General features: G+C 64.0%; 14 protein-coding genes. 11 read left to right on the top strand and 3 right to left on the bottom strand.

Annotation, left to right across the window (positions count from 1 at the left end; translation table 11 throughout):
* Positions 1-2: 2 nt before the first annotated feature.
* The 5 genes from nuoJ to nuoN are packed head-to-tail and all read left to right on the top strand — an operon-like array spanning position 3 to position 5,682.
* Positions 3-503, top strand: a complete 501-nt coding sequence (gene nuoJ, locus E8F20_RS12000) for an NADH-quinone oxidoreductase subunit J (protein WP_137823045.1) — start codon at positions 3-5, stop codon at positions 501-503.
* 3 nt (positions 504-506) lie between these two features.
* Complete coding sequence (gene nuoK, locus E8F20_RS11995) at positions 507-815, top strand: NADH-quinone oxidoreductase subunit NuoK (protein ID WP_004421908.1); 309 nt, start codon at positions 507-509, stop codon at positions 813-815.
* Positions 812-2,659 carry an NADH-quinone oxidoreductase subunit L gene (gene nuoL / locus E8F20_RS11990; protein WP_280283919.1) on the top strand — a complete coding sequence of 616 codons (1,848 nt, stop codon included), beginning with the start codon at positions 812-814 and terminating at the stop codon, positions 2,657-2,659. The genes nuoK and nuoL overlap by 4 nt, the downstream gene beginning before the upstream one ends.
* Before the next feature lie 25 nt (positions 2,660-2,684).
* Positions 2,685-4,211, top strand: a complete 1,527-nt coding sequence (gene nuoM / locus E8F20_RS11985) for an NADH-quinone oxidoreductase subunit M (protein ID WP_280283918.1) — start codon at positions 2,685-2,687, stop codon at positions 4,209-4,211.
* 7 nt (positions 4,212-4,218) lie between these two features.
* A complete protein-coding gene (gene nuoN / locus E8F20_RS11980) occupies positions 4,219-5,682 on the top strand; it encodes an NADH-quinone oxidoreductase subunit NuoN (RefSeq protein WP_280283917.1) in 1,464 nt (487 codons plus the stop codon).
* 280 nt (positions 5,683-5,962) lie between these two features.
* Here the strand turns inward: nuoN and E8F20_RS11975 are convergent, their stop codons facing one another.
* Positions 5,963-7,645, bottom strand: coding sequence for a methyl-accepting chemotaxis protein (locus E8F20_RS11975; RefSeq protein WP_280283916.1), 1,683 nt, complete (start codon positions 7,643-7,645; stop codon positions 5,963-5,965).
* A 124-nt stretch (positions 7,646-7,769) separates the two neighbouring features.
* Positions 7,770-9,089, bottom strand: a complete 1,320-nt coding sequence (locus E8F20_RS11970) for a Na+/H+ antiporter NhaC family protein (protein WP_280283915.1) — start codon at positions 9,087-9,089, stop codon at positions 7,770-7,772.
* A 241-nt stretch (positions 9,090-9,330) separates the two neighbouring features.
* Between E8F20_RS11970 and E8F20_RS11965 the strand changes: the two genes are divergently transcribed.
* Both E8F20_RS11965 and E8F20_RS11960 read left to right on the top strand, forming a co-directional pair.
* Complete coding sequence (locus E8F20_RS11965) at positions 9,331-11,475, top strand: methyl-accepting chemotaxis protein (RefSeq protein WP_280283914.1); 2,145 nt, start codon at positions 9,331-9,333, stop codon at positions 11,473-11,475.
* 857 nt (positions 11,476-12,332) lie between these two features.
* Positions 12,333-12,929: an NAD(P)H-dependent oxidoreductase gene (locus tag E8F20_RS11960; RefSeq protein WP_280283913.1), complete on the top strand. Its 597-nt coding sequence runs from the start codon at positions 12,333-12,335 to the stop codon at positions 12,927-12,929.
* Between the two features lie 14 nt (positions 12,930-12,943).
* Here E8F20_RS11960 and E8F20_RS11955 read toward each other — a convergent pair whose 3' ends face one another.
* Positions 12,944-14,218: a sigma 54-interacting transcriptional regulator gene (locus E8F20_RS11955; protein ID WP_280283989.1), complete on the bottom strand. Its 1,275-nt coding sequence runs from the start codon at positions 14,216-14,218 to the stop codon at positions 12,944-12,946.
* A 235-nt stretch (positions 14,219-14,453) separates the two neighbouring features.
* Here E8F20_RS11955 and E8F20_RS11950 point away from each other — a divergent pair, with 235 nt between their 5' ends.
* The 4 genes from E8F20_RS11950 (at position 14,454) to E8F20_RS11935 (ending at position 19,979) form a co-directional block, all read left to right on the top strand.
* Positions 14,454-15,557 carry a GNAT family N-acetyltransferase/peptidase C39 family protein gene (locus E8F20_RS11950; RefSeq protein WP_280283912.1) on the top strand — a complete coding sequence of 368 codons (1,104 nt, stop codon included), beginning with the start codon at positions 14,454-14,456 and terminating at the stop codon, positions 15,555-15,557.
* A gap of 84 nt (positions 15,558-15,641) precedes the next feature.
* Positions 15,642-17,516, top strand: a complete 1,875-nt coding sequence (locus tag E8F20_RS11945) for a di-heme-cytochrome C peroxidase (RefSeq protein ID WP_280283911.1) — start codon at positions 15,642-15,644, stop codon at positions 17,514-17,516.
* A gap of 53 nt (positions 17,517-17,569) precedes the next feature.
* Positions 17,570-18,721 (top strand): catalase family protein, encoded by a 1,152-nt coding sequence (locus tag E8F20_RS11940; protein WP_280283910.1) that lies wholly within the window; start codon positions 17,570-17,572, stop codon positions 18,719-18,721.
* A 298-nt stretch (positions 18,722-19,019) separates the two neighbouring features.
* Entirely contained in the window at positions 19,020-19,979 is a 960-nt protein-coding gene (locus tag E8F20_RS11935) for a homocysteine S-methyltransferase family protein (protein ID WP_280283909.1), read from the top strand.
* Positions 19,980-20,159: the final 180 nt, after the last annotated feature.

Below are 20,159 nucleotides of genomic sequence, written 5' to 3'. Positions count from 1 at the left end.
GCGTGGAATTCGCCTTCTATTTCGCCGCTGGTGTGGCCGTTGTCTCCACCCTGCGGGTAATCACAAACACCAATCCGGTGCATGCCCTGCTGTATCTCATCGTCTCGCTGCTGGCGGTGTCGATGTGCTTCTTCGCCCTGGGCGCGCCCTTTGCCGGCGCGCTGGAAATCATCGTCTACGCGGGCGCCATCATGGTGCTGTTCGTCTTCGTGGTCATGATGCTCAACCTCGGCCCGGCAATCGCCGAACAGGAGAAGAAGTGGCTCAAGCCCGGCATCTGGACCGGCCCTGCCCTGCTCTCCCTGATTCTGCTGGCCGAACTGCTGTATGTGCTGTTCGGCAATGCCACTGGTGCCACCATCGGTCACACCACCGTGGACGCCAAGGCAGTTGGCATCGCCCTCTTCGGCCCGTACCTGCTCGCTGTGGAGCTGGCTTCCATGCTGCTGCTGGCAGCCCTGGTCGCCGCCTTCCACCTCGGCCGCCACGAAGCTAAGGAATAAGCCATGAACGCAATCCCACTGGAACATGGCCTCGCGGTCGCCGGCGTGCTCTTCTGCCTCGGCCTGGTCGGCCTGATGGTGCGCCGCAACATCCTCTTCGTGCTCATGAGCCTGGAAGTCATGATGAACGCCGCCGCGCTGGCCTTCGTGGTCGCCGGCGCCCGCTGGGCCCAGCCTGACGGCCAGATCATGTTCATTCTGGTGATCAGCCTTGCAGCCGCCGAAGCCAGTATCGGCCTGGCGATCCTCCTGCAGCTGTACCGCCGCTTCCATACCCTCGATATCGACGCTGCCAGCGAGATGCGCGGATGAACCTTCTATTCCTCACTTGCCTGTTCCCGCTGCTTGGCTGGTTCATCCTGGCCTTCTCCCGCGGGCGTCTCTCCGAAAACACCTCTGCCGTCATCGGCGTCGGTTCCGTGGGCCTCTCGGCCTTGGTCGCGGCCTGGATCATCTGGCAGTTCAACGTGGCCCCGCCAGAAGGCGGCGTCTATACCCAGATGCTCTGGCAATGGATGAGCGTGGCGGGCTTCGCGCCCAGCTTCACCCTCTACCTGGATGGCCTCTCCCTGACCATGCTCGGCGTGGTCACCGGCGTCGGTTTCCTGATCCACCTGTTCGCCTCCTGGTACATGCGTGGTGAAGAGGGTTACTCGCGCTTCTTCGCCTATACCAACCTGTTCATCGCCAGCATGCTGTTCCTGGTGCTGGGCGATAACCTGCTGTTCCTCTACTTCGGTTGGGAAGGCGTGGGGCTGTGCTCGTACCTGCTGATCGGCTTCTACTTCAAGCACACGCCCAACGGCAACGCAGCGCTGAAGGCCTTCATCGTGACCCGCGTGGGCGACGTGTTCATGGCCATCGGCCTGTTCATCCTGTTCTTCCACCTGGGCACCCTGAACATCCAGGAACTGATGAAGCTGGCCCCCGAGAAGTACGTCGCCGGTGACGCCTGGCTGTGGGTCGCCACCCTGATGCTGCTCGGCGGCGCCGTGGGCAAATCCGCCCAGCTGCCGCTGCAGACCTGGCTGGCCGACGCGATGGCGGGCCCGACCCCGGTTTCCGCGCTGATCCACGCGGCGACCATGGTGACTGCGGGCGTCTACCTGATCGCCCGTACCCACGGCCTGTTCCTGCTGACCCCGGAAATCCTCGAACTGGTCGGTATCGTCGGTGGCGTGACCCTGGTCCTGGCCGGCTTCGCCGCCCTGGTACAGACCGACATCAAGCGTATCCTCGCCTACTCCACCATGAGCCAGATCGGCTACATGTTCCTCGCACTCGGCGTGGGCGCATGGGATGCGGCGATCTTCCACCTGATGACCCACGCCTTCTTCAAGGCCCTGCTGTTCCTCGCTTCCGGTGCGGTGATCAACGCCTGCCACCACGAGCAGAACATCTTCAAGATGGGTGGCCTGTGGAAGAAACTGCCGCTGGCCTACGCGAGCTTCATCGTCGGTGGTGCGGCACTGGCGGCCCTGCCGCTGATCACCGCCGGCTTCTACTCCAAGGACGAGATCCTCTGGGAAGCCTTCGCCAGTGGCCACTCCGGTCTGCTCTACGCCGGTCTGGCGGGCGCCTTCCTGACCTCGATCTACACCTTCCGCCTGATCTTCATCGCCTTCCATGGTGAAGCGCAGACCGAAGCCCATGCTGGCCACGGCGTCGCTCACTGGCTGCCGCTGACCGTGCTGATCGTGCTCTCCACCTTCATCGGCGCGCTGATCACCCCGCCGCTGGCCGGCGTCCTGCCGGAAAGCGTCGGCCACGCCGGTGGCGAAGCCAAGCACAGCCTGGAAATCGCCTCGGGCGCCATCGCCCTGGCGGGCATCCTGCTGGCCGCCCTGCTCTTCCTTGGCAAGCGCCGTTTCGTCAGCGCACTCGCCCAGAGTGCGCCGGGTCGCTTCCTTGGTGCCTGGTGGTATGCCGCCTGGGGCTTTGACTGGCTCTACGACCTGCTGTTCGTCAAACCCTACCTGCTGGTCTGCCGCCTGCTCCGTCGCGATCCCATCGACGGCACCATCGGCCTGGTTCCACGCGTGGTAAGGGGCGGCAACTTTGCCCTCAGCCGTAGCCAGACCGGCCAGCTGCGCTGGTACGCCGTATCCATCGTCGGCGGAGCCGTGCTCGTGCTCGGCGCCGTGCTGCTGACCTGAATCTTCTTAAGGAATTGAGCCCGTCATGATTCTGCCCTGGCTAATCCTGATTCCCTTCATCGGCGGCCTGCTCTGCTGGCAGGGTGAGCGCTTCAGCGCCACCCTGCCCCGCTGGATCGCCCTGCTCACCATGTCCCTGCTGTTCGTTCTCGGCCTCTGGCTGTGGGCGACCGGTGACTTCACCCTGGCACCCGCCCCTGGCACCGATCCGGTCTGGGCACATGAGTTCCAGGTGCAGTGGATCGAGCGCTTCGGCGTCACCATCCACCTGGCAATGGATGGCATCTCGGTCCTGATGATCGTCCTCACCGGCCTGCTCGGGGTGCTTTCGGTACTCTGCTCCTGGCGTGAGATCCAGAACCGCGTCGGCTTCTTCCACCTCAACCTGATGTGGATCCTCGGCGGAGTGGTCGGCGTATTCCTCGCCATCGACCTGTTCCTGTTCTTCTTCTTCTGGGAAATGATGCTGGTGCCGATGTACTTCCTCATCGCGCTCTGGGGTCACAGCGGCAGCAAGGGCAAGACCCGTATCACCGCCGCCACCAAGTTCTTCATCTACACCCAGGCCAGCGGCCTGATCATGCTGGTGGCCATCCTCAGCCTGGTGCTGGTGAACTACAGCAACACCGGCGTGCTGACCTTCAACTACGCCGACCTGCTGAAGGCCCAGCTCGCCCCGGGTACCGAGTACCTGCTGATGCTCGGCTTCTTCATCGCCTTCGCGGTGAAGTTCCCGGTGGTGCCGTTCCACTCCTGGCTGCCCGATGCCCACGCCCAGGCACCGACCGCAGGCTCCGTCGACCTCGCCGGCATCCTGCTGAAAACCGCCGCCTACGGCATGATCCGCTTCGCCCTGCCGCTGTTCCCCAACGCCTCGGCCGAGTTCGCGCCGATCGCACAGTGGCTTGGCGTGTTCGCCATCGTCTACGGCGCCCTGCTGTCCTTCGCCCAGACCGACATCAAGCGCCTGGTGGCCTACTCCAGCGTGTCCCACATGGGCTTCGTGCTGATCGCCATCTACTCCGGTAGCCAGATCGCGCTGCAAGGTGCCGTCGTCCAGATGATCGCCCACGGCCTCTCCGCCGCCGCACTCTTTATCCTGTGTGGCCAGCTCTACGAGCGCCTGCACACCCGTGACATGCGCGAGATGGGTGGCATCTGGAACCGCATGCCCTACCTGCCCGCGATCAGCCTGTTCTTCGCTGCTGCGGCACTGGGCCTGCCGGGTACCGGCAACTTCGTTGGTGAGTTCCTGATTCTGGTCGGCGCCTTCCAGCAAGTGCCTTGGATCGCCGTCCTGGCCTCCACAGGCCTGGTGTTCGGTTCGGTCTACTCGCTGATCATGATTCACCGCGCCTACTTCGGCCCGGCGAAGAACGAGAACGCCTACGAAGGCCTGAGATACCGCGAGCTGACCATGGTCCTGGGCCTTGCCGGCCTCTTGATCCTGCTCGGTGTTTACCCGCAACCGGTACTGGATACCTCTGCTGCGACCATGCATGGCGTGCACCAGTGGCTGGATTCCGCCGTCAATCAACTCGTTGCCCGGTAAGTAGGTTATGGAATTCACGACTCAACACCTGATCGCCCTGCTGCCGCTGCTGGTCACCTGCGCCACTATTGTCGTGGTCATGCTGGCCATTGCCTGGAAGCGGCACCACTCCTGGACCTTCGGCCTGTCGGTCATCGGTCTCAACCTCGCCCTGCTCTCCATCCTGCCGGCGCTCAAGGTCACCCCCCTGGAGGTGACCCCGCTGATGATGGTGGACCACTTCGGCGCCTATTACATGGCGCTGGTCCTGGCCGGCACCCTCGCCTGCGTCACCCTGATCCATGCCTACCTGGGCGGTGAGTCGGGCAAGGGCTACCCGGGCAACCGTGAAGAGATGTACCTGCTGATCCTCCTGTCCGCCGCCGGCGGCCTGGTGCTGGTCACCGCGCAGCACCTGGCGGGCCTGTTCATCGGCCTGGAACTGCTTTCGGTGCCGGTCTATGGCCTGGTGGCGTACGCCTTCTTCAACAAGCGTTCCCTGGAAGCCGGCATCAAGTACATGGTGCTGTCCGCCGCGGGTTCCGCGTTCCTGCTGTTCGGCATGGCACTGCTCTACGCCGACGCCGGCAGCCTGAGCTTCAGCCAGCTGGCCGCTGCCGGAACCTCCAGCGTGCTGTCCCAGCTCGGCATTGGCATGATGCTGATCGGCCTGGCGTTCAAGCTGTCCCTCGTGCCCTTCCACCTCTGGACCCCGGACGTGTACGAAGGCGCCCCTGCGCCGGTAGCCGCCTTCCTGGCCACTGTCAGCAAGGTTGCCGTGTTCGCCGTGCTGCTGCGCCTGTACCAGTTGTCCCCGGCCACCGCCGGTGGCTGGCTGAACGACCTGCTGACCGTGATCGCCATTGCGTCGATCATCTTCGGCAACCTGCTGGCGCTGGTGCAGAACAACATCAAGCGTCTGCTGGGCTACTCCTCCATCGCCCACTTCGGCTACCTGCTGGTAGCGCTGATCGCGAGCAAGGGCCTGGCGGTGGAGGCCATCGGTGTTTACCTGGCCACCTACGTGCTGACCAGTCTGGGCGCCTTCGGTGTGGTCACCCTGATGTCCACCCCGTACAGCGGCCGTGATTGTGACGCCCTGTACGAGTACCGCGGCCTGTTCTGGCGCCGTCCGTACCTGACCGCAGTGCTCACTGTGATGATGCTGTCCCTGGCCGGCATCCCACTCACTGCCGGCTTCATCGGCAAGTTCTTCGTGATCGCCGCTGGTGTCGAGTCCGGCCTGTGGTGGCTGCTGGGCGCCATGGTCCTGGGCAGCGCCATCGGCGTGTTCTACTACCTGCGCGTCATGGTCACGCTGTTCCTGGTCGAGCCGAACCTGCGCCGCCACGATGCCGACATGCATTGGGCCCAGCGCGCTGGTGGCATCATGCTGCTGTTCGTGGCGCTGCTGGCCTTCTTCCTCGGCGTCTACCCGCAGCCGCTTCTGGACCTGGTCCAGCACTCCGGCCTGGTGGCACTCGCCAACTGAGGCGAACCCCGAGAAACAAAAAACCCGGCACCTGCCGGGTTTTTTGTGGGTGCTGGAAATGCCTGCAACCGCTCAGGTGGGCCTGCACAACCGCTCAACGCCAGGACAACCGCCAGCGAAAGAAGCAGTAACAGCGCACAACGAGAAACGAAACAGAGGTCAGACCAGGTAGCCGACTGCCAAAAGCGACACTGTCGGCAGCGGCGGCGATGCCGATGTTCAAGACTCGGCGAGTAGAGGGAACCGGGGCGGCGCGAACGAGCAACCCCGGTAAAAGGGCTTAGATCCTGAACTGCTTCACCAACCCGCCCAGGCTGTCGCCGAGGCGGGCCAGGCTGCGGGCTGTGTCCGCGCCATGGCGGGTTTCTTCGGCAACGCTGTCCACTGCCACTGCGATCTGGTGCACGCTGCGGTTGATCTCTTCTGCCACCGCCGTCTGCTCTTCGGCAGCGCTGGCGATCTGCGCGTTCATGGCATTGATGGTGCCGATCAGCCCGGCGATGGCGTCCAGGGAGGCTCCAGCCTGGTTAGCCTGGTTGCTGGTGGTGTCGCCAGCATCGCTGGAGCGGCGCATGGCGGTCACGGCGTCCTGGGTGCCTTGCTGCAAGCGATCGATCATGCCCTGGATTTCCTGGGTGCTCTGCTGGGTACGACTGGCCAGGGCCCGTACCTCGTCCGCTACCACGGCGAAACCGCGACCCGCCTCGCCGGCACGGGCAGCCTCGATGGCCGCGTTGAGCGCCAGCAGGTTGGTCTGTTCGGCGATGGAGCGGATCACGCCCAGCACACTGACGATGGACTGCACGTCCTGCTGCAGGCTATCCAGGGACAGGCCACTGCTGCGGATATCGCCGACCAATGCGTGGATGCGCGTGATACTGCCGTCCACCACCTGCTTGGCGGCTTGTCCTTCCTGGTCGGTCTGCTGCGCCGCTTCGGCAGCACCTTGGGCACTCCTGGCCACTTCGTGAGCCGCAGCGGACATTTCGTTGATGGCCGTGGCCACCTGATCGGTCTCGTGACGCTGGCGTTCCATGGCCTGCTCGGAACGCTGTGCCTGCGCCGCCACCTCGCCTACCAGGCCAGTGAGCTGGCCGGTCATGTCAACGATCTGGCGCACCAGGCCATGGATCTTCTCGGCGAAGCGGTTGAAGGAACCCGCCAGCTCACCCAGCTCGTCATGGCTGTCCACCACAAGGCGACGGGTCAGGTCACCCTCACCGGCAGCAATGTCATCCAGGTTGGCTTTGATGCGCTGCAGCGGACGTACCAGGGCATTGGCCAGGCTCAGGCCAACCAGGCCGAAGATCACCAGCAACACGGCGGCGATCACCACCACGCTGGTCACGATGGTGCTGACGCGCTCGTCAATCTCGCTTTCCACCTTGGCCACCTGGGCCGCCACACCGTCCAGGTTCACCGCGGTGCCCAGCGCCAGGTCCCACTTGGGCAGGTAGTAGCTGTAGGCCAGCTTGGGTACCAGCACACTCTCGTTACCCGGCAGGGAAGAGCTGTACTCCACATAGTTGGAACCGTCCTTGGCCACAGCCACCAGGCGATCATTCACCGCCACGCCGTTCGGGTCCTTGCGGCCGGTGAAGCTCTTGCCCACGTCCACCGGGCTGTCCCCACGGAACAGGCGCACGACCTGCGAGTCGTAGCCGAAGAAGTAACCATCCTTGCCGTACTTGATCTTCGACAGAATGGCGATGGCCTGTTCGCGGCTGGCGGTGTCGCCGGAGGACGAAGCGTCATACAACGCCTGCACCGAACCCAGGGCGATCTGCATATAGCTCTTCAGCTCCTGGCGGCTTTCCTCGACCAGACGCTCTCGGGTGTTCTTTACCTCATCTTCGGCGAGGCTGTGAATCACCTGGGTCACCGCACCGGACAGCACCAGCGCAAAGAGAATCACTGGCACCAGTGCCAACAGCAGGACTTTGGTCTTCAGGGTCAATCGCATGGAGCAATCCTCGGTAGGCAGAGCCAGAAAGCACAGCGGGGTTGCCGATATATCGGCAACCCCGCGCACACCTTAAACGACCACTGGGTCGAAATGATTAAACGAGCGACTGGGTCGAGGCGCCTCAGAGCACCATCGCCGCGACCCAGCCAAATGCCATCAGCGGCAAGTTGTAATGCAGGAAAGTGGGTACCACGGTATCCCAGATATGGTTGTGCTGGCCGTCCACATTCAGGCCCGATGTCGGGCCAAGGGTCGAGTCGGAAGCCGGCGAACCGGCGTCACCCAGGGCGCCCGCAGTGCCGACGATGCTGACGATGGCCAGCGGGCTGAAGCCCAATTGCACGCAGAGCGGCACGAAGATGGCCGCGATGATCGGCACCGTAGAGAAGGACGAGCCGATCCCCATGGTCACCAGCAGCCCCACCAGCAGCATCAACAATGCACCCAGCGCCTTGCTGTGGCCGATCCAGCCGGCCGATGCATCCACCAGGGTTTCCACCTGGCCGGTTGCGCGCATCACCTCGGCAAAGCCCGAAGCGGCGATCATGATGAAGCCGATCATGGCCATCATCTTCATGCCCTCGGTGAACAGGTCGTCCGCCTCTTTCCAGCGCACCACGCCCGATAGCGAGAAGATCACGAAGCCCAGCAGCGCGCCGATGATCATCGAGTCGAGCCACAGCTGCACCACGAAGGCGACCAGGATGGCCACCCCCGCCACACCGAGGCTAAGCGGGTTATAGGCAACGCTCACCTGCTCGGCCTGGGCGATGCGTTCCAGGTCATAGACGCGCTTGCCGCGGTAACTGACGAACACCGCGATGAAAAGACCGGCGACCATGCCCAGGGCCGGTATCAGCATCGCGTGGGTGACGTTCACACCGGTAACGTCGACGCCACTTTTCACCACATTCGCCAGCAGGATCTCGTTCAGGAAGATGTTGCCGAAACCTACTGGCAAAAACATGTACGGCGTGATCAGGCCGAAGGTGATCACGCAGGCAATCAGCCGACGGTCGATGGACAGGCGCGTCAGTACATAAAGAAGCGGCGGCACCAGCAGCGGTATGAATGCAATGTGGATCGGCAGGATGTTCTGCGAGGAAATCGCCACGCACAGCAGGAGTGCGACCAGCAGCCATTTCAGTGCATTACCGCCATTGGCTTCCTGCCGGCCCACCAGAGCCAGGGCCCTGTCCGCCAGTGCGTGGGCCAGGCCGGAACGGGCGATGGCCACGGCAAACGCGCCCAGTAGCGCATAGGACAGCGCCACGGTGGCACCGCCCCCCAGCCCCTTGTTGAAGGCCGCCAGAGAACCTTCGATTCCCAGGCCGCCGACCGTTCCACCCACCAGGGCACCCACGATCAGGGCCACCACCACGTGCACCCGGCACAGGCTGAGAACCAACATGATCCCCACCGCCGCTACTACCGCATTCATAGCCTCTCCTCAGGTTTCGGGGCCAAGCCAACCGCGGGTTCGCCGCGAAAAAAAGGGCGCACTCTGCCCAAACCGGCCACCTCTGTCAAAAGCGTTCGGAATATTGTTCGGAGTGTGCATAATTCTTGCCTGCAAATTGCGCCCTCGTGCATTCCGCACGGCTATTCGTCGTCTACGCGTCAAGAAATCGCCTGTCGCGCCGATATCGAATGAAGTTCCGACGAGTCAGAAGGAAGTCCCAATGCCGTTCAATCACCTGTCCATCCAGTGGAAGATCACCTTGCTGGCCGGCATTTGCCTGCTGGCCATCGTGACCTTGCTGGTCGGTTCGTCCCTGTATCAGTCCAAACGCAGCGCCAGCCTGGTAAAAGCCGAAAGCAGCCAGATGCTCGACCAGAGCGCGCAACTGCGCCTGCAGGCCCGCGCGGAGCTGCAGGCCATCCGCATCCAGCGCTACTTCATGGACAACTATCAGTACGGCAAGGGTTTCTCGCGCCAGGTCCTGTTCCTCAAGGAGCAGGCGGAAAAGCGCTTCCTCGACGCCTTCGACCTGCGTGAAGACCTGACCCGTCAGGTGCGTACCAGCCTGGAAGCCAACCCTGAAATCCTCGGCCTCTACCTCGTCTTCGAACCCAATGCCCTGGACGGCAAGGACGAACTCTTCGTTGACCAGGCCGAGCTCGGCAGCAACGACAAGGGCCGGTTCTCCCTCTATTGGGCACAACCCACTCCCGGCAAACTGGAATCCGAATCCATGACCGAGGAGCTGCTCGCCGACAGCAGTGCCGGTCCTAGTGGCGCCCCCTACAACGCCTGGTACACCTGTCCGATCAAGACCGGCCAGGCCTGCGTACTGGACCCCTACTTCGATAACGTCGGCGACCGCCAGGTGCTGATGACCAGCATCGCCTTTCCCCTGCAACTGAATGGCAAGACCGTGGGTGTCATGGGCCTGGACATCAGCCTGGAAAGCCTGCAGCAACTGAGCGTATCTGGTAACCGCGAGCTGTACGACGGCAATGGACATGTCAGCATCCTCAGCCCGGCGGGCCTGCTTGCCGGCCATAGCCGCGACGTCAGCCTGCTCAGCGCCAAGCTCGACAAGGCCTTTGGCGAAAAAGCCAGCGAGCTGGCCGGCAACCTCCAGGCCGGCAAGGCCGTGGAAATGCAGCACGATGGCATGCTGCGCGTGATGCAGCCCTTCAAGCCGATTCCCACCGCTGCCCCCTGGAGCGTGCTGCTGGAAGTACCGGAGAAAGTCCTGTTGGCCCCCGCGCTGGAGCTGAGCACCAAACTCGATGCGCAGAACCACGCTGCCAACCTCACCGGCCTGCTGATTGGTCTGGTCGCTGGCATCGCCGGCCTGCTGCTGGTGTGGCTGACCGCCCGTGGCGTGACCCGGCCGATCCAAGGCGTGGCCAGCATGCTCAAGGACATCGCCAGCGGCGAAGGCGACCTGACCCGCCGCCTGGATTACGCCCGCCAGGACGAGCTGGGTGAACTGGCCGGCTGGTTCAACCGCTTCCTCGACAAGCTGCAGCCGATCATCGCTGACGTAAAGCGCTCGGTGCAGGACGCCCGCAGCACCGCCGACCAATCCGCCGCCATCGCCAGCCAGACCAGCGCCGGCATGCAGCAGCAGTACCGCGAAGTCGACCAGGTGGCCACCGCCTCCCACGAGATGAGTGCCACCGCCCAGGACGTCGCCCGCAGCGCCGCCCAGGCCGCCGAAGCCGCCCGCGGCGCCGACCACGCCACCCGCGAGGGCCTCGGCGTGATCGGCAAGACCACCAGCGCCATCGAGCAACTGGCCAGCGAAATGAGCGCGGCCATGGAAGAAGTGCAAAGCCTGGCCAGCAGCAGCGAGCAGATCGGCTCGGTGTTGGAAGTGATCCGCGCCATCGCCGAGCAGACCAACCTGTTGGCACTCAACGCCGCCATCGAGGCCGCCCGCGCCGGCGAAGCCGGCCGTGGCTTTGCCGTGGTCGCGGACGAGGTACGCAACCTGGCCAAGCGCACCCAGGACTCGGTGGAAGAAATCCGCCAGGTGATCGAAGGCCTGCAACACGGCACCCGCGAAGTGGTCGGCTCGATGCACAGCAGCCACCGCCAGGCCCAGGGCAGCGTCGAGCAAGTGGAGCAGGCCGTGGTCGCACTGCAGCGCATCGGCGACGCGGTGACGGTGATCAGCGACATGAACCTGCAGATCGCCTCGGCAGCCGAGGAGCAGAGCGCGGTGGCCGAGGAGATCAACCGCAACGTGGCAGCGATCCGCGACGTCACCGAGTCCCTCTCCGGCCAGGCCGAGGAATCCGCCCAGGTCAGCCAGGCCCTCAACCGTCTGGCCAACCACCAGCAGGGGCTGATGGATCAATTCCGGGCGTAGATCGCCACGCGCCCCCCTGTGGGGGCGAATTCATTCGCCAAGCAGGCCGCAGGCCTGCCCAACGAACGCCCAGCGGCGCCTGATTTCCCTCACCCCCGGCCCCTCTCCCTGAAGCGGAGAGGGGTGACGCGCGCCGGCAACTTCGCGCTCACCAGCGCCGTTCCGCTTCTCTGTGGGGGCGAATTCATTGGCTATGTCTGCGTTAAGTGTTGCTAGAACGTCCTTCGCCAAGTTGATTGCCGAGTTCTGCGGATGTTTCTGGTTTCGCCTTCCCAGGCGAGTCTCTTTTGGCAGTCGCCCCAAAAGAAACCAAAAGGGCTTGCCCCACCATCCGGCCCGACTTCGTCGGGTTCCCTCCCTCCATCGTTGCTCCGGGGGCCCGGCGCGAGGGGCCATCCATGGCCCCACACGCCTCTCGCGGCATCCATGCCGCTCGTCCCCCTGCGCAACGATTCCACTCAGCCTCCTGAAGGGGCGTAGTCGCTGCCCCACCACGTCTGCCCGGTGTCAGGCCCGTGTGGGCTTCAGGATGGTTCGTGCCTCGCCGGCGCGAGTCACCCCTCGCCCTCTGGGAGAGGGGCGGGGCGGGCCGCGTTCGGATGAGGGTTGTGTCAGGCTGGCGCGGAAGCCTCGAAGGTCTGCACTAGAGCGCTTCCTTCATCGTTGCAACAGCTAACGCAGACATAGCCAATTCATTCGCCAAGCAGGCCGCAGGTCTGCCCAAGAGCCCGAGCCAGCTACATATCCCCCGCCCCGACCTTCATTGGCACCATCCGCACCTCGGACTGACGTCCACTCCCTTGCCGGTTCGCACGCCGCCAGCTAGCCTGCCCGCGGTCTAAACAAGGAACCCCCAGATGCTGAATATCGTCCTGATCGCCGGCTCCAGCCGCACCAACAGCCAATCGGGCAAGGTCGCCCGCTTCATCCGTCAGCGCCTGATCGAACTCGACAAAGCCAGCCCCAGCTCCTGCAACATCATCGACCTCGGCCAAGGTCCGCTGCCCCTGTGGCCGGCCGAAGACACCGGTCCCTGGAGCAAATACCAGCAGCAACTGCGTGACGCCGACGCGGTAGTCGTCATCGCCCCCGAGTGGAACGGCATGGCCTGCCCGGCCATCAAGAACTTCTTCATCTACGCCAGCAAAGCCGAACTGGCGCATAAGCCGGGTCTGCTGGTTGGCGTCTCCTCCGGCATTGGCGGTGGCTACCCGATCAGCGAGCTGCGCGCCTCCAGCTACAAGAACTGCCGCCTCTGCTACCTGCCGGAGCACCTGATCATTCGTGGCGTGGAGAACGTACTGAACGACGTCGAGCCAATGAACGAAGACGACCTGCGCATCCGCGCCCGCATGGACTACGACCTGGACATCCTCGCCCGCTACGCCGAAGCGCTGAAGCCGGTTCGGGAAGCCATCGACATGAGCATCCCGGCCTTCGCCAACGGCATGTAAACGCGGCAGTTGAGCTACAGCAATTGATGTTTATGCAGCAGCCGATAGAACGTCGGCCGTGATACCCCCAGCACCTTGGCCGCATGGCTGAGGTTGCTGCTGTAGTGGGCCAGCGCATCGCACAACGCCTGGTACTCGGCCCGCCGCTTGTAGTCTTCCAACGTGCCCAGCAAAGCACCGTCCACCGGCGCACTCTGCAACCCCAGGTCATCCGCTTCGATCGGTCCGCTCTCGGCCAGGGCATAGCCGCGCCTTACCCGGCTGGCGAGCTCGCGTACGTTGCCAGGCCACCGGTGGCGAGACATCGCGGCCAGGGCCTCCTCACTGAAATGACTGGCTCGGCGCCCCGCCTCCAGGCTGTAAAGATCAGCGAAGTATCCGGCCAGCAGGGCGATATCACCCTGGCGTTTGCGTAACGGCGTGATCAGCAGGCGGTTCTGTTCCAGCCACTGACGCATCCCGGCATGGAAACGTCCCCCTTCCACCAACTCACCCAGTTCCTCCCGCGTCGAGGCCAGCACCCGCACATCCAGCGTCAGCGCCTCGCCGTCGGCGTGGCGCAGGGTCTTGCTGCGCAAGCAGGTCAACAGTCGCTCCTGATGACTCAGGGGCAGCTCATGAATGGCATCGAGGAACAGGGTGCCGCCATTGGCAGAAGCCAGCTTGCCCTGATGGCCGAACAGCAGGTTCGCGGTTTCCGGTTCCGGCAGCACACCGCAGTTGAAACTGACGAATGGTCCGGCCACCCGTCGCGACATCCGGTGCAGTGTGCGCGCCACCAACTCCTTGCCACTGCCGCTTTCACCCAGAATCAGCACAGGCTTCTCGCTCGGCCCCAGGCGCGACAGTTGCTTGCGCAGCTCGCGCAGCGGCCGGCTCTGCCCCAGCAGCTCATGCTGGTCGCCACGGCGATTGCCGATGCCGCGCAAGCGGGCAATGCCGAAGGCGCGCCCCAACAGGCCCTGCAGGCGCGGCATGTCCACCGGCAGCGTCAAGGCATCGAAGAACCATTCACCGATGAACTCGTCCAGCCCTGACACCGGCTCGGTCAGCGGATCGACCAGGGCGATCCATTCCGTACCGCTGCGGCTAATCAGGTGTTTGACCCCTTCCGGACGCTCCAGGTGGCCGCTGTGCAGGCGCAGCAGACCGATGTCGTAGCTCGCTGCAAGCGCCGCGTCCAGGCTCTGGGCGGACACTGACCAACCGGCCTCTTCCAGGTGTGGGAGGATCCGCCGGCAGTGGTCGCAAGGGTCGACAAGCATTAGACGTCGCGGTGCGGAGGAGATGGAGTCCACAATGAACCTTCCTTGACGTCAAAAAATTGATTTATCAATAAAAACAATAGGTTGTGACTGCCATTTGTAACGCTAGCAAGAACCTTGGCGGCCTTTGGAACGTTTCTCTATAAGGGCAATTTCCCTTCGCGCTTTCGTCTGGCCCCCACACCCCGGAAGCGTCTCGACAGCGTTCCAATCAAGGCCAATACTCGGGCGACTCCTTCCCTGCCTTGCGGGGCCTGCCATGAACCTGCTTCTGCGTACCGCCACGCTCGACGACCTGTCGGCGCTGGTGGAGCTTGAGAGTCGCTGCTTCGAGGTTGCCCGCCTCGGCCGGCAGCAGTTCCGCTGGATGATGGTGGAGGCCAACGCCCACCTCACGGTCGTCGAGGGCGACGGTCACTCCCTCCTGGGTTATGCCTTGGTGCTGTTTCGCCAGGGCAGCACACTGGCCCGCCTCCACTCCATCGCCACCGACCCCCGTGCACGTGGCAACGGCATCGGCCAACGTCTGCTGGAAGCGGCCGAAACCGCCGCCCGTGAACATGACTGTGCCTACTTGCGACTGGAGGTGTGCGTGGATGATCGCCAGCCCGTAGCCCTGTTCGAGCGTAATGGCTACAGCAACCTGGGGCTGTTGACGGACTTTCTCCCCGGCCACCGCGATGCCCTGCGCATGGAGAAGCGCGTGGTGCAGCATCCGCAAGCCTTGCAGCGCCACGTTCCGTACTACCACCAGACCACCGAGTTCACCTGTGGCCCCGCGTGCCTGCTGATGGCCATGGGCGCCCTGGACGGCGCCGTGCCCGGCAACCACCAGGACGAGCTGCGTCTCTGGCGCGAAGCCAGCAGCGTACACATGCCCGGCGGCCACGGCGGCTGCAGCCCTCACGGCCTTGCACTGGCGGCCTGGAGACGCGGTTACCGGGTCAGGCTGCACCTGAGCGACCAGGGTCCACCGTTTCTCAATGAAGTACGCGACGCCGGCAAACGCGACGTGATCCGCCAGGCCCACGACGATTTCTGCAGCGCCCTGAAGGACACCGACATCGAGCAGCATCTGGGCGAAGAACTGGACCTGCGTCCGCTGCTGGAGTCCGGTGGCCAGCCCCTGGTGCTGGTAGACGGCCATCGCCGCAGCCGCAGCCGCGCCCCCCACTGGGTCCTGGTCACCGATTTCGACCACAATTTCATCTACCTGCACGACCCCAACGCCGAGCGCAGCTTGCAGCGACGCCCGCAGGACTGCCAGCACGTCCCGGTCACCCATCAGGAATTCGAGCGCATAAGCCACTTTGGTCAGGGTAAGCAGCGTGCGGCGGTGGTGCTCTATCCGCGGGAGACTTAGCACTATTGCGTAGTAGCACCTTGCCAACCCCCCAACCGATTGGCATAACGTAGGCAATTTCAGCAAGCTACAAGGAAGTATCTGATGCGCGCTCTCCGCCGTGTCCTTTGGCTGGTGCTATTTCTCCTGCTCGCAGGCCTTGCGGTTGTCCTTTACTACATCGCCAACCCCAATCTTCCGGCTTACCAGGCACCTAATCAGTTGCACTACCTGGACCAATGGAGCGACCAGGAGCGCCAGACCTACTACTACACCCCGCAGGGTACGACGGTTAAGGGGCTGCGCTACGAGTGGTTCACCGCCCTCGAGCTCCCCTTCTCCCGCGACAAGTTTGCCCATCCGAACTACCTGGCGCGCTTCGGTTTCCTGGTAGACCCGCAGCAGAAACCCACGCCGCTGAACCCTGGCAACCTGCCGGTGGGCATGGCTCGCCACGAAGACGAGAAGACCGGCGCGCAATACCTGGACATCAGCTGCGCCGCTTGCCACACCGGCGAACTGCGCTACAAAGGCCAGGCCGTGCGTATCGACGGCGGGGCCGCCCTGCACTCCCTGGCATCGACCGTCCCCACCCTGCGCGGTGGCAGCTTCGGCCAGGCACTGGGCATGAGCATGGCCTTCACCTACTACAACCCGCTGAAGTTCAACCGCTTCGCCGAGACCGTGCTGGGCGAGCACTACCCTGACGGCAAAAAGGAACTGCGCAGCGAGTTCAAGAAAGTCCTCGACCGCCTGCTCGGCACCGCCTGGAACGACACCCATCGAGGCCTCTACCCGACCGAAGAAGGCTTCGGCCGCACCGACGCCTTCGGTCGCATCGCCAACAGCGTCTATGGCGACGCCATCAGCCCGGACAACTACCGGATCGCCGACGCCCCGGTGAGCTACCCGCACCTCTGGGATATCTGGAAGTTCGACTGGGTGCAGTGGAACGGTTCGGCCATGCAGCCCATGGCCCGCAACATCGGCGAAGCCCTGGGCGTAGGCGCCAGCCTGCATCTGTTCCAGCCGGACGGTGGACAGGTGCCGGAAGCCGACCGCTACGCCTCCAGCGTGCGCGTGCGTGACCTCCATACCCTGGAAGAAACCCTGAAGAAACTCACCCCGCCTACCTGGCCGGAAGCCGTTCTCGGCAAAGTGGACCTGGCTCGCGCAAGCCAGGGCCGCGCACTCTTCGTCGAGAACTGCGCCTACTGCCACGCCCCGAACGTCGTGCCGCCGGAGCAACGCATGGCCGCCGGCCGTGACCCGGAATGGCACATGCGCATCGTGCCCATCGACATCATCGGCACCGACTCCACCACGGCCGACAACATCGCCGACCACCGCTTCGACATCAGCAAACTGGGCTGGACCCACGAGCAACTGGCCAAGCTCGACGTCAAGCTGTTCGGCGCCAACCTGGGCCAGGTGGATTTCAGCAACATCTCCAGTGCCAAGGGCCTGGCCTACATCACCGCCTTCGTTGAAGACCAGGCCTACAAGCAAGCCGGCATCTCCGGTGACGAACGCGCTCGCATGGACGGTTTCGGCCTGCCCATCGGCGTGCAGGAAAAGCGCGGCTACAAGGCGCGTCCGCTGGACGGCATCTGGGCCACACCGCCGTTCCTGCACAACGGCTCGGTCCCGACCCTGTTCCAACTGCTCTCGCCGGTCACCGAGCGGGTCAGCCAGTTCAATGTCGGCAGTTTCGAGTACGACCCGAAATTCGTGGGTTTCCAGACCTCGGCGTTCCCCGGCAGTTTCCTGCTGGACACCACCATCAAGGGCAACGGCAATCGCGGGCATGAGTTCCGCGATGGCTGCCGCAAGGACGGTGTGATCGGCCGCGCCCTGTCGCCGGACGAGCGCCTGGCACTGATCGAGTACCTCAAGGTTCTGGGCAACCCGGCACTGGAAGGCCAACTCACACCAGTCGAAGCCAGGCCCTGGACACCCGGCCCGGACTGCGCGGGTTAGGACCAGGCTCCAGACCCCGCCCTGACTGCAGCAGACAAAGGACTCAAGTACCCATGCTCAAGCGCTTCTGGCTCTGGCTCGGCCGAGTACTCGGCAAACTCCTGCTCTTCGTGCTGGTCGTCGGCCTCATCGGCTGGCTGGCGGGAGAGGCTTACTACGGCTGGAAATTCTCCGGCCCGGTAGCCACCGAAGAAGTCATTCCCGCCGATGAGGCCGCGCAGACCCGCGCCATCATCGACGACGCCGTGCGCATCGTCGAACAGCACCGCGACAACACCCGTGTACTGCGCGACGCCCACGCCAAGGCCCATGGCTGCGTGAAGGCGGAAGTCAGCGTTCTGCCGAACCTCGATGGCGACCTGCGCGCCGGTGTCTTCGCCGAACCCGGCAAGACCTGGCAGGCCTGGATGCGCCTATCCAACGGCAATGCCTACCCGCAGTTCGACAGCGCGCGCGACGCCCGCGGCATGGCCATCAAACTGCTCGACGTGCCTGGCGATAAACTGATGAAGAGTCCGACGCACGCCAACGAACAGGACTTCGTGATGTTCAACCATCCGGTGTTCTTCGTGCGCGACGTGGCCCAGTACCGGCAGAACTTCAACGCCCAGGCCAAGGGCGAGAAGGTCGGTGCCTTCTTCCCCAGCTGGGACCCACGCAGCTGGGAAATCCGCCACCTGGTCATTGCCCTCAAGACGCTGGCCCCGGCGCCGGACAGCCCGGTCAGTACCACCTACAGCTCGATCTCGCCGTACAAGCTGGGCGAAGCGAACATCAAGTACCGGGTCATCCCCGACCCGCAGAGCTGCCCGCCTTACCAACTGCCGGAACAGAACACCGCGCTACCCAACTTCCTGCGCAACGCCCTCTACCAGCAACTGTCGCTGGACCGGGTGCCGGCCTGCTTCGCGCTCCAGGTTCAGAAGCAGAACGCCCAGCACTACATGCCGATCGAAGACACCAGTGTGGAGTGGGACGAGTCCATCTCGCCCTTCGTGACCGTAGCCACCATCAAGGTCCCCGCCCAGGACTTCGACAGCCGCGAGCAGAACCTCGCCTGTGACAACCTCTCCTTCAACCCCTGGCATGGCCTGCCCGAACACCGCCCCATCGGCGGCATCAACCGACTGCGCAAGGCGGTCTACGAAGCGGTGAGCGCGTATCGCCATGAACGCAATGGAGCGAGTAACGCAACCACGCCCTGAGTTGTAGGCGCGATCGGTTTTTGCAGGGGCCAATTCATTCGCCAAGCAGGACTAAGTCCTGCCCATCGGTCCGATTGGGGCAGCTGTGCTGCCCCCACCCATCAGCCCACCGCAGCTACGCCCCGCACGGGTGCTAGCCTTTCCTCTTACCCACCGGGCGCTAGAGTCCGCCCGGCGTAGTGCCTACGGGCCCCCCTTCAACCGCGGAACAAGCCCGAGGCCAATCAGGCTGTCCGCCCCGCCTTCGCCATGAGGCCCACTGCGGACGTCCACGTCCACAGGTCACGGAGTCAACACCATGGCCCAATATCGCGGCGCCCTTCCACAACTGGAGGGCGAACTTTTCCTGACTGATGGTGGCATCGAAACGACCCTGGTTTTCCACGAAGGCATTGCCCTCCCCGACTTCGCCGCCTTCGTGTTGCTCAATTACCCCGATGGCCAGGACGCCCTGCGCAAGTACTTCCGCGCCTACTGCGCCATCGCCAGCCACTACGGCACCGGCCTGATTCTGGAAAGCCCGACGTGGCGCGCCAACCCGGACTGGGCTACTCACCTCGGATTCACACCCCAAGGCCTGGCCGAGGCCAACCGTCAGGCCATCGCCCTGCTGGAAGCGCTGCGCAGTGAAGTGGCAAGTGGCCGTACCCCCGTGGTGATCTCCGGTTGCGTAGGCCCGCGAGGTGATGGCTACATCGCCGATGAAGCCATGGACGAGTTCCAGGCTCAGCAGTACCACAGCGAACAGATCAGCGTATTCGCCGAAACCGCTGCCGACATGGTCACCGCCATCACCATGAATTACGCGGAAGAAGCCTTGGGCGTCGCCCTGGCCGCGCGCGAGTTGCGTCTACCCGTGGCCATCTCCTTCACCGTGGAAACCGACGGCAGGCTGCCCACCGGCCAGACGCTGAAAGAGGCCATCGAACAGGTGGACAGCGCCACCGCCTCTTATCCGTCCTATTACATGGTCAATTGCGCCCACCCCGACCACTTCGAGGACGTGCTGGTGCCCGGCAGCCGCTGGGTGCAACGCATACGTGGGCTGCGCGCCAATGCCTCGCGCAAGAGCCACGCCGAACTGAACGAGGCAACGGCCCTGGACAGCGGCGACCCGGAGGAACTGGGCGCGCAGTACGCCCGGCTGCGCCAGCGCCTGCCCCACATCAACGTCATGGGCGGCTGCTGCGGCACCGACCACCGCCATATCGAGCACATAGCCAAGGCGTGCAAACCGCTCTTCCGCGCGGCCTTGTAAGGGCCGCGATCCCTGTGGGGGCGATTTCAATCGCTATGGTCCGCGCAGCGGCCCCGAACAGGGGTGGGCAGGACTTCGTCCTGCTCAGCGACTGAAGTCACCCCCACAATACAGCCATCAACGCCCCACACATCCACTTGCACCTGCGTTTCCCTCCGCAAATACCCGACGAATGGCCTC

The sequence above is a fragment of the Pseudomonas sp. BN415 genome, from assembly GCF_029871195.1.
GTDB lineage: Bacteria > Pseudomonadota > Gammaproteobacteria > Pseudomonadales > Pseudomonadaceae > Metapseudomonas > Metapseudomonas resinovorans.
Note: the sequence above shows the minus strand (reverse complement) of the source record. Positions and strands in the feature narration are given on the sequence as shown.